At 43.3% G+C, this 16,044-nt stretch carries 13 protein-coding genes; 5 read left to right on the top strand and 8 right to left on the bottom strand.

Annotated elements, in window-relative coordinates:
* Positions 1 to 11 precede the first annotated feature (11 nt).
* Positions 12 to 389: a DUF1971 domain-containing protein gene (locus tag GFB47_RS12140; RefSeq protein ID WP_153448328.1), complete on the top strand. Its 378-nt coding sequence runs from the start codon at positions 12 to 14 to the stop codon at positions 387 to 389.
* A 272-nt stretch (positions 390 to 661) separates the two neighbouring features.
* Here GFB47_RS12140 and ppsR read toward each other — a convergent pair whose 3' ends face one another.
* Positions 662 to 1,495 (bottom strand): posphoenolpyruvate synthetase regulatory kinase/phosphorylase PpsR, encoded by an 834-nt coding sequence (ppsR, locus tag GFB47_RS12135; protein ID WP_153448327.1) that lies wholly within the window; start codon positions 1,493 to 1,495, stop codon positions 662 to 664.
* Positions 1,496 to 1,708: 213 nt separating this feature from the next.
* On the opposite strand from ppsR, the gene ppsA reads away from it, so the two are divergent.
* Positions 1,709 to 4,084 (top strand): phosphoenolpyruvate synthase, encoded by a 2,376-nt coding sequence (ppsA, locus tag GFB47_RS12130; RefSeq protein WP_153448326.1) that lies wholly within the window; start codon positions 1,709 to 1,711, stop codon positions 4,082 to 4,084.
* 265 nt (positions 4,085 to 4,349) lie between these two features.
* Here the strand turns inward: ppsA and GFB47_RS12125 are convergent, their stop codons facing one another.
* Complete coding sequence (locus GFB47_RS12125; RefSeq protein ID WP_153448325.1) at positions 4,350 to 5,354, bottom strand: DUF4238 domain-containing protein; 1,005 nt, start codon at positions 5,352 to 5,354, stop codon at positions 4,350 to 4,352.
* A 754-nt stretch (positions 5,355 to 6,108) separates the two neighbouring features.
* On the opposite strand from GFB47_RS12125, the gene speA reads away from it, so the two are divergent.
* Positions 6,109 to 8,022, top strand: a complete 1,914-nt coding sequence (gene speA, locus GFB47_RS12120) for an arginine decarboxylase (protein WP_153448324.1) — start codon at positions 6,109 to 6,111, stop codon at positions 8,020 to 8,022.
* A gap of 17 nt (positions 8,023 to 8,039) precedes the next feature.
* Positions 8,040 to 8,999, top strand: a complete 960-nt coding sequence (gene speB, locus GFB47_RS12115) for an agmatinase (RefSeq protein ID WP_153448323.1) — start codon at positions 8,040 to 8,042, stop codon at positions 8,997 to 8,999.
* Positions 9,000 to 9,116: 117 nt separating this feature from the next.
* On the opposite strand, the gene GFB47_RS12110 is transcribed toward speB, so the two are convergent.
* The 6 genes from GFB47_RS12110 to cra all read right to left on the bottom strand — a co-directional run bounded on the left by GFB47_RS12110 (position 9,117) and on the right by cra (position 14,506).
* Entirely contained in the window at positions 9,117 to 10,034 is a 918-nt protein-coding gene (locus tag GFB47_RS12110) for a pyridoxal-phosphate dependent enzyme (protein ID WP_153448322.1), read from the bottom strand.
* 96 nt (positions 10,035 to 10,130) lie between these two features.
* Positions 10,131 to 11,462, bottom strand: coding sequence for a DEAD/DEAH box helicase (locus GFB47_RS12105; RefSeq protein WP_153448321.1), 1,332 nt, complete (start codon positions 11,460 to 11,462; stop codon positions 10,131 to 10,133).
* A 191-nt stretch (positions 11,463 to 11,653) separates the two neighbouring features.
* Positions 11,654 to 12,157: a GNAT family N-acetyltransferase gene (locus GFB47_RS12100; protein WP_153448320.1), complete on the bottom strand. Its 504-nt coding sequence runs from the start codon at positions 12,155 to 12,157 to the stop codon at positions 11,654 to 11,656.
* Entirely contained in the window at positions 12,148 to 12,414 is a 267-nt protein-coding gene (locus tag GFB47_RS12095) for a type II toxin-antitoxin system TacA family antitoxin (RefSeq protein WP_153448319.1), read from the bottom strand. The genes GFB47_RS12100 and GFB47_RS12095 overlap by 10 nt, the downstream gene beginning before the upstream one ends.
* 128 nt (positions 12,415 to 12,542) lie before the next feature.
* Positions 12,543 to 13,439, bottom strand: a complete 897-nt coding sequence (locus GFB47_RS12090; RefSeq protein WP_153448318.1) for a DMT family transporter — start codon at positions 13,437 to 13,439, stop codon at positions 12,543 to 12,545.
* A gap of 44 nt (positions 13,440 to 13,483) precedes the next feature.
* Complete coding sequence (gene cra / locus GFB47_RS12085; RefSeq protein ID WP_153448317.1) at positions 13,484 to 14,506, bottom strand: catabolite repressor/activator; 1,023 nt, start codon at positions 14,504 to 14,506, stop codon at positions 13,484 to 13,486.
* A gap of 403 nt (positions 14,507 to 14,909) precedes the next feature.
* Between cra and fruB the strand changes: the two genes are divergently transcribed.
* Positions 14,910 to 16,043, top strand: coding sequence for a fused PTS fructose transporter subunit IIA/HPr protein (gene fruB, locus GFB47_RS12080; RefSeq protein WP_153448316.1), 1,134 nt, complete (start codon positions 14,910 to 14,912; stop codon positions 16,041 to 16,043).
* The last annotated feature ends 1 nt before the right edge of the window (position 16,044 follow it).

Genomic DNA, 16,044 nt, shown 5'->3' with positions numbered 1-16,044 from the left:
AGGAGAGAAATATGAGTCACTTAGTCATCCCAAGTCATTGGAAAATCAAACGCTCTACTCACTTTTTCACTAAAGATAATGTGCCAAAAGCGTTATTAACTCACCATAATACTGCCGAAGGTGTGTTTGGTCAGATCTGCGTAATGCAGGGTACCGTGACCTTCTACGGGTTTGCCGACGAGGCCGCCACTGAGCCAGAACAAACTGTGGTGATCAAAGCCGGAACCTTTGCCACCAGCCCGCCGCAATATTGGCACCGTGTTGAAATGAGTGATGATGCTCAATTTAACATTAACTTTTGGTCGGAAACCGATACCGGCAATAAAGCGATGTTTAAAAGCTCACGTATTCATAGCACCAAGATCGATGGGTTGTTAGATAACGAATAACTGCCTTAATATAAACTAAAAAGTCCGTCATTATTTTATTTAATGACGGACTTTTCTTTTGCCTTCTCTGTGTTATACCAATTCCATTTAATATTTGATCAATTTGAATACGCCGCAAAGACGCTGATCCATCCTTGTGTGCTTGAGAAAAGGCCATCCATAGCCTTTGACACTTTTCTCTGTACTCAATTTTGAACGAGCATTAAATTTATGGAGTAGGTATTATCACGGCGCTTAATTTTTGTTCTTAATTAACTTTATCACACCATTTTTTACCACAGTGTTCGCTTCAAACCACTGACTTCCATTAAGCGCGTTGAAATTTCTTCCACCGATAATGTGGTGGTATTTAAGTATGGGATCGCTTCGCGGCGGAACAAACTTTCGACTTTGTTGAGCTCTTTTCCACATTGATTTTCGCTTGAATATTCGCTATTCGCATAACGTTCATGCCGGATCGCCATTAAGCGTTCAGTGTCGATCGTGAGGCCAAATGTTTTGAAACGGTAGGGTTCTATCTCTTTTGGCAACTTTAGTCTCGCCATGTCATCTTCAATAAACGGGTAGTTCACCGCCCGCACTCCAAACTGCATCGCAAGGTATAAGCAAGTAGGCGTTTTACCACAACGCGACACGCCCAATAGAATGATATCCGCTTGTTCAAGATTGTTAAGCGATACCCCATCATCGTGCGCTAACGTGTATTCAATCGCGGCAATTCGTTTTTGATAACTGTCGGAATCTTTATTTATACTGTGAGATCGATGTAATTTAGGCGCAGGCTCTAGCTGTAAATCACGCGTTAATGGTTCCACTAACACACTCAAAACATCATACAAATTGGCGTTAGCTTGAGCAATAATGGCTTTAATTTCCGGCAATACGATCGAGAAAAACACTAATGGCTTTTCACCCGTCTCGATAAACTTTTGATTAATCTGATTTTTCACATATTGCGCGCGTTCAACCGTCTCAACAAATGGCAAAGTTACTTGCGAAACTTCAATCGGAAACTGACCTAAAACCGCATGGCCTAATGTTTCCGATGTAATGGCGGTTCCATCAGAAACGTAAAATACATCACGAAAATTTGTTTTGCTCTGCATAAGAAGTTGAATCCTCGGTAAGTCCCTGTCAGGTTATCAGTGTGATCGAGGTGTAAAAAAACACAACCAAAATTTCACACGTTTTTTTTTACAGCTTGCCACCACTGAATATAGATCGGCACATTGACCATAAACTGATTTTTAGCAAAACAATGTGAATGATCCCACATTGATTAACTTAAATTTATGATGAGAAATACAGGAGAGTTGCCCGTGGATAAAAATGTGGTTTGGTATGATGCTTTATCAATTAATGATGTTGATAAAGTCGGGGGAAAGAACGCGTCTTTAGGCGAAATGGTCGCAAATCTTTCAAATGCTGGCGTAAAAGTACCAAATGGGTACGCAACAACGGCTTTTGCCTTTAACCAATTTTTAGACGCTAACCAACTAAATGATCGAATCTATCAGCTACTTGATGAGCTCGATGTTGATGATGTGAACGCTCTTAAAAAAGCAGGCAGCACGATCCGCCAATGGGTCCTTGATGCTCCCTTCCCTGCCGATCTAGAAAACGGGATCCGCGAATTTTATAAACAACTGGGTAATGGCGACGATATGCTTTCTGTTGCGGTTCGCTCCTCAGCAACCGCAGAAGATCTGCCCGATGCCTCGTTTGCAGGCCAACAAGAAACCTTTTTAAACGTGCGTGGCATTGACGCCGTTATCGAAGCCGCCAAACATGTCTTTGCTTCATTATTTAACGATCGCGCTATCTCCTATCGCGTTCACCAAGGCTTTGATCATAAAGGCGTGGCATTGTCTGCGGGGATTCAGCGCATGGTGCGTTCTGACAAAGCCTCTTCTGGCGTCATGTTCACTCTTGATACCGAATCGGGCTTTGACCAAGTGGTCTTCATTACTTCCTCTTGGGGCTTGGGCGAAATGGTGGTGCAAGGCGCGGTTAACCCTGATGAATTTTATGTCCACAAGCCAACCCTACAAGCCGGAAACCCAGCGGTAGTGCGCCGAACCTTTGGCTCCAAACAAATTAAAATGATCTACGCCGATGGCAAAGAGATCGGCACTCAAGTCGAAATTATCGACACCACCGATGAAGAACGTCGCCAATACTCTCTAAACGATGATGAAATTCAAGAATTAGCCAAACAAGCGCTGATCATTGAAAAACATTACGGCCGCCCAATGGATATTGAGTGGGCAAAAGATGGCATTACTGGTGAATTGTTGATTGTTCAAGCTCGCCCTGAAACGGTGCGCTCGCGTGATGATCAACAAGTCATGGAGCGCTTCCAATTAGACGATCAAGCCGCCAGCCAAACCATTATCGAAGGCCGCGCGATTGGCCAGCGTATTGGCGCCGGTGTGGTTCGAGTAGTGAAAAGCCTAGATGAAATGGATCAAGTGCAAGTGGGCGATGTATTAGTGGCCGACATGACCGATCCAGATTGGGAACCGGTAATGAAAAAAGCCGCGGCGATTGTGACCAACCGTGGTGGACGTACTTGCCACGCCGCCATCATTGCGCGTGAGCTCGGCATTCCTGCGGTGGTCGGTTGTGGGGATGCCACCAGCAAACTCAAAGATGGTCAGCGTGTGACTGTATCGTGTTCACAAGGCGAAACAGGGTTTGTGTATGAAGGCGAATTGGACTTTGAAATCAAGCGATCTTCTGTCACCGACCTGCCCGATTTACCGTTAAAAGTGATGATGAATGTCGGCAACCCCGATCGTGCATTCGACTTTGCTTGTATTCCCAATGAAGGTGTTGGTTTAGCGCGTTTAGAATTCATCATTAATAAAATGATCGGCATTCACCCTAAAGCGTTGCTAAATTACGCCCAGCAATCGGATGAACTGAAAGCAGAAATTGATCAACGTATTGTCGGTTACGCGAATCCAGTTGAATTCTATATTGAAAAATTAACCGAAGGGATTTCCACACTGGCAGCGGCTTTCTGGCCAAAACGTGTGATTGTGCGGATGTCGGATTTTAAATCGAATGAGTACCGTAACCTCGTCGGCGGCATCAATTACGAGCCAACCGAAGAAAACCCAATGCTAGGATTCCGTGGTGCTTCGCGTTATATCTCACCTAAATTCCAAGATTGTTTTGCGTTGGAATGTGAAGCGATGAAACGAGTTCGCAATAAAATGGGCTTAAAGAACGTCGAAATCATGATCCCATTTGTGCGCACCACTAACGAAGCCGCTGGCGTGATTGACCTTCTTGCTAAGTTTGATCTTAAACGCGGTGAAGATGGCTTAAAAGTGATCATGATGTGCGAGCTGCCATCGAATGCGATTTTGGCAGAAGACTTCTTAAAATACTTTGATGGCTTCTCGATTGGTTCTAACGACATGACCCAATTAACCCTAGGGCTGGATCGAGATTCTGGCGAAATTGCTCACATGTTTGACGAGCGAAACCCTGCGGTTAAAGCCATGTTAGCAATGGCAATAAAAGCGGCCAATAAAGCCGGAAAATACGTGGGAATTTGTGGCCAAGGCCCATCAGATCACGACGATCTGGCTCAATGGTTAATGGAACAAGGCATTGATTCGGTATCATTAAACCCTGATACCGTACTCGAAACTTGGTTACACTTGGGTGAAAAAGTGAAGTAATGACGATTAGATAGAGATGTTTGATTGAATAAAAATGAGCTCAGTTGAGCTCATTTTTTTTGAAGTTTTGGACTTACACATTCAAATATTAACCTAGACTTACTTTTGGACATTTCCGAGTTACAGGTTTTACTTATGTAGTAAATTACGGATTAGTTGATGTACGGAAGAAGTAACGCCTTGCTAAGAGGCAAAATATAGTTGGTTAAAATAAGCGAGGCACGAGCAAAAAACCAACTGTATTTTGTCCTGCTTGAGCAACTTGTTAGTTTACCTTAGCCCTCAGACCTGATTTATATCGGGTATCATCTGAAATCATTTCTTTTGCCAGAGAAAATGTATTTTTTTCACAATAAATATACTGCTCTGAAAACTGAACTTGGAGGCTATTAAGAAAACGTGCATTATCAGGAGTTTGCTTCTTAGGAGTTCCATTTTCATAGGCCTTACCATAATCTATAACGCCGGTTAGTATTTCAAATTTAGTAGAAAATACATTTTGCATAGCTATAATTTGCTCAGCTTGTTGTTTTGCTTTTAAAGCTTTTTCAGAGATAGATGGACAAGTAAATGCTAAAGTTAAAGTAGTAGAAATTGGTAAATGGACTTGAATTCCTTTAAGTGCAAAACCCAAGTTTCCATAGGGGCTCATATCTATATCGTTATAAAGCGTAACGGGATTGTCTGAAATATAGTAAGGGTTTTCTTTATCAGTTTCGTAGAGAATCCAGTCTTTATTCATCAAATGAGTAATTACATCAGTTTGATCTAAGATCATTTGTAAAAATAAGTTTTTTCTTTCGGCTGAATCTTCATTCCCTAATTGTTCCTCTACTTGAGATTTTGTTGCTCCTATATTTTCTAATTTTGATGCTATAGCTTTTATTGAATGATTTATTTTTTTTAATTCCCCAAATGACCTCGCCCTTTGAACAGCAGTAAATGTCGCTAATATAATTTTTTCATCTTCAGTAAGTTGACTTATGTTTCTGTCAGAAACAATTTTATCTATTATTGGGGCCGCTTTAGTTTCATAAATGCCTAAAATAGGTTCTAAACTCGCCTTATCAGGATGCTCGCTAAGGTTATAAAACGTATTTCTAGTTGATGCATCATTTACTGATTGTGGGTAACTTTTCTCATTTTGTTTATCAAAGGTAAATAACTGCTTTCTTTTGCCTTTTGTTTCGCTCCCAAAATTATTCAATAAAAATCTAGGAACCGTATGTTGTTTTTTCACATCAGTAGAAAGCTTAGATACTCTCGTCATTATGACTCCGAATTATATTGGTAAACTAACAGTGTATTAGCAAGAAATTCAGATAAACCCGAATAGATTTTACACACGATCGCTGCTAATCACTTCATTTATTGCCATAAGATACTCTAATAACGGTTTTTTAAAAGCATTTAGCCGATTTTATGCGATGGAGAAAGCGAGAACTGGGTTTAGCGAGCCAGTTGTGACAGGTGTGAACTTTCAATGTTTATATATTATTGTTAATTAACAATTACTTAAAATTGAGTCTGATTAGTCACATCTAAACATAAGTTCTCGCTTTCACGCAAAACTGCTTAATACTCACAAAATTGAATTATAACTGTATATACACACAGAGCGAGACAGAGAATCGATTTACCGTTCAAAAGGATACTTAATGTATTGAGATAAATTCTAATCCTAACTAGGAATTGGGCAGAAACACCCCAACCCTTCCTAAATTTTGCTTGGTGGAAGTGCTCTATTTGATACAACAATCATGGATACTTGGTGAGGCTTCTTGTGCACAGGGATGTGCGGTTGATCGCCGAAGGGCTCACCACTCAATATTCAAATAAGCCACTACCGTTCCTCACCATTAATCTAATTCTCTTGTGCTAACCACAAAATTTTCTCATTGGACTCCATCTCATATATATACGTTAATGCGCGTGAATTCGATCGCAACCAAACGTTGGACTAACGCGTTAGGTTGTTGATTAACATGAAAATCCGTTTCAATTACTTATAGCGAGATACCGATGTGGAAAAATCTTTGAACTTAGAGCAAATCCGAGCTAACTACAATGTGCGTCACTGGAGCCAAGGCTTCTATGGCATTAATGATGCAGGTGAAATGACGGTTTCTCCTCGTGCCGATGGTGAGCATCAGCAAGTGCCATTAAGTGCGATTGTAAAGCAGATTGAAGCGCAGAATTTAACCCTGCCAGCCTTAGTTCGTTTTCCGCAGATCTTGCATCAACGTGTGCATAATGTTTGTGATGCGTTTAACCAAGCGATCGAAGAATACAATTACAACAACCGCTACCTATTGGTTTACCCAATTAAAGTGAACCAACAAAAAGAAGTGGTGGATGAGATTTTAGCTAGCCAAGCCGAACTTGAGCACAAACAATTGGGGCTTGAGGCGGGCAGCAAACCAGAATTATTGGCAGTATTGGCATTAGCGCAACAAGCCAGTTCTGTGATCGTGTGTAATGGCTATAAAGATCGTGAATACGTTCGTTTAGCCCTTATTGGTGAGAAGCTCGGCCACAAGGTTTTCATCGTGCTCGAGAAACTGTCTGAGCTTGATCTGGTGTTGTCTGAAGCGAAATCATTAGGCGTCACACCGCGCATGGGCTTGCGTATTCGTTTGGCTTCGCAAGGTGCGGGGAAATGGCAATCCAGTGGTGGCGAAAAATCGAAATTTGGCTTATCGGCAAACCAAGTGTTAACCGTGATCAATCGCTTGAAAGCAGAAGACCAATTAGCCACCTTGCAGTTAGTGCATTTCCATCTTGGGTCACAAATGGCCAATATTCGAGATGTACGCAATGGCGTAAGTGAAGCGGCACGTTTTTACTGTGAGCTGCGTGAATTGGGCGCGACGTTAGATTATATGGATGTCGGCGGCGGCTTGGCAGTGGATTACGATGGGACGCGTAGCCAATCGCACAGTTCAATGAACTACGGCTTGGCCGAATACGCGCGCAATATCGTCTCGACCATTGGCGATATTTGCGAGCAATACGGCCAACCAACCCCTGCGATTATTTCGGAGTCTGGGCGTTCATTAACGGCGCACCATGCGGTATTGATCACCAATGTTATTGGCACAGAAAGCTACAAAGCAGAAGATATTGAAGCACCAGAAAACGACGCTCCGACGCTATTGCATAACATGTGGCGCAACTGGGAAATTCTGTCTCATGGCACCGATGATCGCGCCTTGATTGAAATTTACAACGACACTCAAAGTGATTTAGCCGAAGCACATAATCAATTTGCTACCGGCATGATTAATTTGCACCATCGCGCTTGGGCAGAGCAAGTGTGTTTGCGAATTTGCTATGAATTACGCATGCAATTGAACAATAACAACCGTTTTCATCGTCCAATTTTGGATGCGTTAAATGAGCGTTTGGCGGATAAATTCTTCGTCAATTTCTCTTTGTTCCAATCACTACCAGATGCATGGGGCATTGATCAGGTGTTCCCTGTGATGCCACTGAGCAACTTGAACCAAGTGGAACAAACTCGCGCAGTGATGCTAGATATTACGTGTGATTCAGATGGTGTGATTGATCAATATGTAGACGGTCAAGGTATTGAAACCACTTTGCCAGTGCCACGTTGGAATAAAGACACGCCGTATCACATCGGCTTTTTCCTTGTTGGCGCCTATCAAGAAATTTTAGGCGACATGCACAACTTGTTTGGTGACAGTCACTCTGTGGTGGTGAACGTCAATGAAAAAGGCGAGCCAGAAATTATCTCGATTAATGAAGGTGATACGGTCGAAGATATGTTGCGCTACGTGCATATCGATGTGGATGATATTCGCCGTAACTATCGCGAATTAGTCACCAGCAGAGTGGATGGCAGTGAGCAAGACAAGATCATGGCAGAGCTCGAGCAAGGCTTAACTGGTTACACTTATTTAGAAGATTTATAACGGTGGATGAAAACAACATGAGTCAATTTAATGATTTGTTTAGCAAACCAGATAACTCACTGTATTCAAACTCGATGAGCTTTTTACGTCGTCCTATGGTGCAAAATCCCGTCGAAGCTGATGCGGATGTGGTGGTACTTGGGGTGCCGTTTGATATGGCAACTTCGGGTCGTGCCGGCGCTCGTATGGGGCCAGATGCGATCCGTCGCGCCTCGGTTAATCTCGCATGGGAAGGCAAAAAATTTCCGTGGGAGTTTAATCTAATCAAACACACCAAAGTGGTCGATGCGGGCGATTTGGTATTTGATTGCGGCGATGCGGAGGATTTAACCCAACGCCTACAAGCCGCAGCAAGCGAGATCATTAACAGTGGAAAAACGTTATTAAGCTTAGGTGGTGATCACTTCATCACCCTACCGCTGCTGCGCGCGCATGCGAAAAAATACGGTGAAATGGCGTTAATTCATTTTGATGCCCATACCGACACATACAGTAATGGCAGCCGTTATGATCACGGCACCATGTTTTACCATGCGCCGAACGAAGGGCTGATCTCGCGTGAACATTCAGTGCAAATTGGGATCCGCACCGAGTACAAACAGCAAGATCACGGCTTTAATGTGATTAATGCGATGCAAGCCAATGATCTGACTGCGGCGCACATCGTCGAACAAGTGAAAGCCATCGTCGGGGATAAACCTGTGTATTTAACCTTCGATATTGATTGCCTAGATCCGGCCTTTGCGCCAGGAACCGGCACACCAGTATGCGGCGGCATGAGTTCGGATAAAGTGCTTAAAATTTTACGCAACCTGCAAGGAATTAACTTAGTGGGTATGGATGTAGTGGAGGTATCGCCACCGTATGATCACAGTGATGTGACCGCTTTAGCTGGCGCGACCATTGCATTGGATCTGTTGTATTTATGGACTCAGCAACGACTTGAAAGCGAGTGTATAGATAACACTAACCAATGACAGCATAATAGCTTTCTAGCCATAACTAACAATATTAATCAGCGCCTTATACATTTTCAACTAGAAAGAGACTTGTCAGGCGCTTTTTTATGCCCATTCCAAACATGCCATTATCTATTAATGATCAAACTTACGCTGATAACGCTTTTCCATACTGGTATTACCCAATAAACCACCTTGATGGATATACATGAGTTTCTGATCGGGGTGGCTTTCAAACCAAGTGGCTAAACATTGCCACATATACGGATCGTATAGCAGTTCAAACTCAACCTCGGTTTGCTGTTTAAGCGCTTGCCATATTTGATAATCCGCGCCATACAGCTTGCCAAACTGGTGCTTGGGCTTTTCTGAACTCGACAGTATTTGTGGGTGACTGGTTTCGCCTAAGCTGTCAAATTGCTGGGTTAAATACGCCTCTCCTCCGACACAAGCACAGGTGATCACATTGATATTGTGCGCTTGCAGATGCTTATGCAAATACAAGGCAGTAGTGCCAGTACCTGAGGGTAACGCAACGGTAAGGTCATCCATATTTTGATCTTGCACCCAGTGACGTATTTCTTGCGCTAATTGTTGAATGCCAAATTCTGCGATCGGGCTGCGTCCACCTTCGGGGACAAATAAACAGCCTTGATTGGCATCCGCAGCAGCCAGCCGGATTTGTTCGATATACTGATGTGGTGAAAGATCGCAACCTAATGCTTTCAGATCGATGATTTTCGCGCCAAGTTCGCGTGCGGCTTGAAAATTACCGAGAGGGTTTTGTTTTAGCCAAGAAGGAATATGCGCAACATAGAATTCTAGCGTCCAACCTTTCAGTTTAGCTAATGCCGCCAAGCTGTATAGAGAATTTGCTTGGGGCGAACCATAGCCAATCAGAGTGGTCACATTGGGGTAGTCGTTTTCAAGCAGAGCCATAAATTTTCGAGCCTTGTTGCCAGAAAATTCAGGGTGGAGCAGATCGTCTCTTTTAAGATAAAAAGAATGACCAGCAAAGCAGTGTTGAGTCACGGGAGTGTTGTTTAATTTCATACTACGGTTCCCAAATACAATAACAGCTGAATCGACCAGAGCGATTCAGCTGTTATGTTTATACCTAATGACTTCAATCAGAGTATTGAGACTCGCTTACTCGTCATCTTTCTCGATTGGATTTTTTCGTTTCTTCGGCATAAAGACTTCATCGCCCACTGCCACATTTTTATAGAAACTCTTATCGCGGTTAACTTGCTTCTTCGGCGTGGTGGATTGTTTCGCCACTTTACCCGTTTTAGCGGCGCCTTTTTTGGCAATAGGTTTGCGTGGCTTAATGCCTTTAAACTTACCTTTCAAGCCTTCTAACACAGTAAAGGTTAGATCTTGTTGTAGGTACAGTTCGACATTTTTAAAGCTCACCCAATCTTTTGGACCAACCAAAGAGTACGCTGTACCACGATTACCCGCACGACCCGTACGACCAACACGGTGCACATATTCTTCGGTGTGTTTTGGCATATCGAAGTTAATCACGTGGGTCACATTAGCGATATCTAAACCGCGCGAGGCGATGTCGGTTGTCACCAGAATTTTGTGCACGGCACGCTCAAACTGGCTCATAATATTATTACGTTGAGTTTGATTTAAGCCGCCACTTAACGCGACCGCTTTTAAATTCATCTCGTTTAACTTAGTCGTCAAACGCTCAGTATCACTACGCGTCGCGGTAAAGATAATAACTTGTTTATATTCAGCTTGTTCAATCAAACGCTCTAAAATCGCTTCTTTATGATCAAGGTGATCACACAAGTAGAATGATTGATCGATGTCTTTATGCTCTTCCGCAGAAGCACCAACCGAAATACGTTTAGGATCTTTTAAAAGCTCGCTCGCCAAGTCATTTACTTCAGCATGATCGAGCGTAGCTGAGAACATTAACGTTTGACGACGACGATGTTTCGCGGCGTTATTAATGCGACGTAATTCAGCGGTAAAGCCCAGATCTAACATGCGATCGGCTTCGTCTAAAACTAAGGTTTCAACGCCTTCTAAGAACAATGAACGATGCTCAAGGTGATCGGCTAAACGCCCTGGGGTTGCCACAATAAAGCGTGGGTATTTACGCAACGCTTTGACTTGGTCGTTAAAGTTTTCACCACCAACAATTAATGCGCCAGTGTAAGACAAACCACCAAGCATAAACTTCAACTCACCAAAGACTTGTTTCGCCAGTTCACGAGTCGGCGCTAAAATCACCCCTCTTGGATCTTTAGCAGAAAGAGATTTGGTCTTAAGCGCTTTATGCAGCATAGGCAGCACAAATGCCAAAGTTTTACCGGAACCGGTTTTTGATGACGCCAACAAGTCTTTGCCAGCAATCGCAACAGGGATGGCTTTACTTTGTATTTCAGTCGCTTTGGAAAAATTATAGTGCTGTAAGTTTTTCAGTAAGCGATTATCTATACCAATATCTTTAAATTGCAAAGGTGTACTCCAAGAGGAAATAAAACAAAAATCCCGCGCATGATACCACAAGGGTTTGACGCCTCCCTCATAATACTTGAGAGATTTATAAAAAGAGTCCCGTCTTGATTTTAACGCGGATGTTGTGGTGTTGCTTTTATGGGGATAACTTATTGCTCAACATACTTAGACCAACGGGCCTAGAGCGCACATCAATTAGAGTGGCTTGCTTCTATATCGCAAGTTCTTGCCATTAGGAGTAAAGGATCAAAGCTTGATTCACTAAATCCAAATTTGCTATAAAAGCTTTTGGCTGACTCATCAATCGCGTGAACCAAAATACCCGCCCCACCAATTACATTCATGGCTTGAACCGATCTCAGCACGCAGTCCTTCAGTAACCCAGCGCCAATGCCAAGATGTTGAAAATCGCGATGCACACCAAGCCGAGCCAGCACCACCATTGGAATGGGATCAGGGCTATTTCGTCTTAATGAACCAATGGCACTGACACGTAAAATAGATCCCATCGCAATCGCATAATAGCCCACCACTTGATCCGTAGTTTGGTCTACCACCACATACACTCTGGTATTATTTCTGTTTTGATTTTTGATGGCCTTTTTGATCAACCAATCATCAAGATCGTCAATGCCACAGCTAAAACTTGAGAGCAGGTGCTCTGCCATGAGCAACTGCGGTGAGGTTATTGCCATGGCGCTTTCCGGTTCAATAACTCAGTCATCCCTTCATTGGCTTTAGGCTTAACCTTTAGCGCTTGTTCGAACGCATCAAAAGCAACATCATCTAAAGCAAAATCACGTTGATTTGAGATCACTAAACGCGCTTGCGCCAATGCTGCTTGTTGAATGAAAACCGAACGATCTACTTTTAGCAAATTTGCGGCAGCATCAATCACGTTACGAACTTGAGGCTCGACCCGCATATTGATTGGAGCAGTTTTCGTCGCCATATTATTAACCTTGCTGATTGATTATGTGTATTGATTGACTATACAATTCTAGTGTAGTTAATCGATATACGCAAATGCGATAATCAACAGTTCGAATATTATAAACAGACCAATGATTTATAAAAGTGCTACAAAAAGAACAACGCGATCCCACCCAGCGCCATCAATGTGCCGATTAAGGTACGCGCGCTGATCGACTCACCTTTGATAAAGCTAATCATTAAAATAAATAACGGGCTGGTCGACATCAGTGTTTGCGCCACCGCAGGGTTGGCAAATTTCAGCGCCACCTGTTGCAGCCACAACGCGATGAAAGTGCCGAAGAAAATAGCCGCGAGTAACACCCACATTGCGCGTGGTTTTAGTTGCTTCCACCCCTGAATAATCGACGAAAATGGTTTAGGTTCAATAAAGCCCACCACCAGCATCAAGCTTAACACCCCAATACTTAAACGAATAAACGCGCCAAGTAACGGTGGCAGGTTTCCTTCCACTAAAGCGTAATGCGAAATCACCACCCCAAATGCTTGGCAAAAACTGGCTAATACCCCAAAACCAATGCCGCTTCGTGACACGCTTTCATCGCGCATGGTGGCAGAAGTACGCACTTGAAACAGGGTAAACGCCACCGCTAAAGTGGTAATAATAATACCAAGCCAGCTTTGCAACCCAATACTGGTGCCCAATAAAGCTAGTGCTAATACGCCCGACAATGGCGGCGCTAACGACTCTAATAACAAGGTTCGATTCGGCCCAATGCGTTTTAAAGCGGCAAAGTAGGCACTGTCACCAACCGCGATCCCTACCATGCCCGATACAGCCAATACCCCAATATATTTGCTCGAAATATGCAATTCGGGCAGTGGCAGTAAGGGCATCACCAACAACATCATGGTGGACGCCAGTACCCCTTTGATCATATTCAATTGCAGCGCCGAAAAGTGATGTGAGCACTGACCATATAACCAAGTAGAACTCGCCCACACCAACGCTGCAGCAATCGCTGCTATTTCACCTAAATACACGAATTAACCTTATTCTGTGATTCTGTTGCTGTTTGATTGTTCATTTATTTCATCCGAATTTTTAATTTCCGTGCTACCAACTCAACCCCAGATTGATAACGCTTGGCCGAAGCATTTAAAGCCAGTTCGAGGGCGCTGTCGGCGATAATTTCAAATTGTTGCGAAAGGGAGTTTATTTTGATCGGCAAATAATCCAGTAACCGATTATCCCCATAAGTGGCAATTTTAATTTTTGTCATCAGCTCTGGACGCTCAAAAAACACATCAAGCACCCCTTCGAGTAACGTATAAGAAGTGGTGATAATCGCATCGGGAATGGCATCTTGTGCGAGCCATTTTTCTATCGCTTTTCTGCCCGATTCAGCATTAAATTGCGCGCCATATTCAAGCTGCATGGTTACTGGTGAAAGATTGATTGCTGAGCCGAGTGTTGAACGATTGGCATGTTGTCTTACTGCCGCTTCAAATCCCAGTTGTCGCTCTTTTGAAATATTGAGATCCGGCAATGCGCCAATTAAACCAATGGATTGAATATCATCAAATAACACCGAAGCGGTTAAATTGAGTGCCCCTTCAAAATCTTCGCTGATCACACAGCTAAAATGTTCATCATCTAATGGTCGGTCGAGTGCGATCACTGGCGTGCCTTTGTTTTGCACAGTCAGATAGAACTCATTGGCATCGCTCATCGAACTGGCGACAAACAGCGCATCAATGCGGCGACTGACCAGCGCATTGACCACATCTTTCTCTATTTTTGGATCGTCCCCCGAACAACCAATCAAAATTTGGTAGCCAGCTAAGCGGGAGTTCGATTCTAACAATTTAGCCAGACGCGCATAACTGGTGTTTTCTAGATCAGGGATCACCAAACCAAACGAGCGACTATTGCCCGCGCGTAATGCAGCAGCGGCATGGTCAGGTTGGTACTGGTGCTCTTCCACCACCGCCATCACTTTTTGTTGGGTTTTCTGGCTAATTCGGTATTTGGTGGCTTTGCCATTGATAACATAACTGGCGGTGGTTTTTGAGACACCCGCCAGTTTGGCAATTTGCTCTAACGTCATGCTTACTTACCTTCACTTTTTAACCGTTCAAATCGCATCAGTGTGCCTTTTTTGTGCACTGGATCATAAATTTCACAAGCCAATTGCATCGTTATTTGAACTATATGCTGAATCGATTCAGTATAAAAGCTGAAAGCATTCAGCCAATGACTATTTATTGTATTAATTCTAAAATCTGTGATCAAAGCCAAGTAAACCAAACCTCACAGTTTTTTAATTCGTTCGTGTTTTTATCACGCCATTAACAATAGTGCTGTTAAGTCGATAACCATTGGTTGAATTTTTTCTCCCAAAAAGCTGAATCGATTCAGCATTCGTTATAGAAAATGACTTACGCAAAGCGACACATACTCTATTCTTATTGCTGAATACGAAAATAACAACATAACAGAGGAGCAGCACCATGCTGACGCTCACCACACAAAACATTACGCTTGCAAGAACCGCAAAAGACAAAGCCGAAGCAGTCACTCACATTGCCGCCAGTTTAACCGAACAAGGTTACGTTGAAGCTGGCTATGTGGAAGGCATGCTTAGCCGTGAAGCGCAATCTTCTACTTTTTTAGGTAACGGCATTGCCATTCCGCACGGCACTACCGACACTCGTGGTTTGGTGCAAAAAACCGGCGTTGCTATCCACCATTTCCCACAGGGCGTTAACTGGGGCAACGGCACGGTTTATGTTGCCATTGGTATCGCGGCAAAATCGGATGAACATTTAGGTATTTTAAAGCAATTAACCAAAGTGTTATCGGCCGATGGGGTTGAAGCGGCGCTCAAAGAAGCCAAAACCGAACAAGATATCATCAACGTACTTAACGGCAACACTCAGTTAAAAGCTGATTTTGACGCGATGTTAATTCAATTAAAATTCCCCGCCAGCGACATGCTACAAATGACCGCGGTGGCCAGTGGTTTATTGCGTAATAATGGTTGTGCCAATGATGAGTATATCTCTGAAGTGATCACCAAAGCGCCAACACACTTAGGCCATGGATTATGGCTTGTCAGTGGCTCACAAGGGGTGGCGCGATCTGCAATGTCATTTGTCTCAACCGCTAACGATTGTGAATTTGACGGCCAGTTGGTGAAAGGATTAATTGCCTTTGCCGCTTGTAATGCCAGCTACAAACCTTTGCTGTATAAACTCAGCCAATTAATGTTATCTAAGCGCCAACAAGATATTTTAGATGCCGATGTGGCGTCCTTACTGGCCTTATTTGATCTAAGTGAAAGCGTACCTGAAATTGCTGCTGAAAATGCCAATCAAGCCACGTTTAAGATCAAAAATACCCACGGGTTACATGCCCGCCCAGGCGCAATGTTAGTGGCAGAAGCGAAAAAATTTGAGTCGACGATTCGAGTGTCCAATCTCGATGGAGAAGGGACCAGTGTCAATGCCAAAAGCTTAATGAAAGTGATTGCATTAGGGGTTAAACACGGCCATCGCTTGCAATTTACTGCCGACGGTAGTGATGCAGAATTAGCTTTAAGTTCAATTGGTAAAGCGATTGAATCTGGCCTGGGTGAAGGTTAAG

This window comes from Vibrio algicola (genome assembly GCF_009601765.2).
GTDB lineage: Bacteria > Pseudomonadota > Gammaproteobacteria > Enterobacterales > Vibrionaceae > Vibrio > Vibrio algicola.
This window is presented reverse-complemented; position numbering and strand designations above follow the sequence as displayed.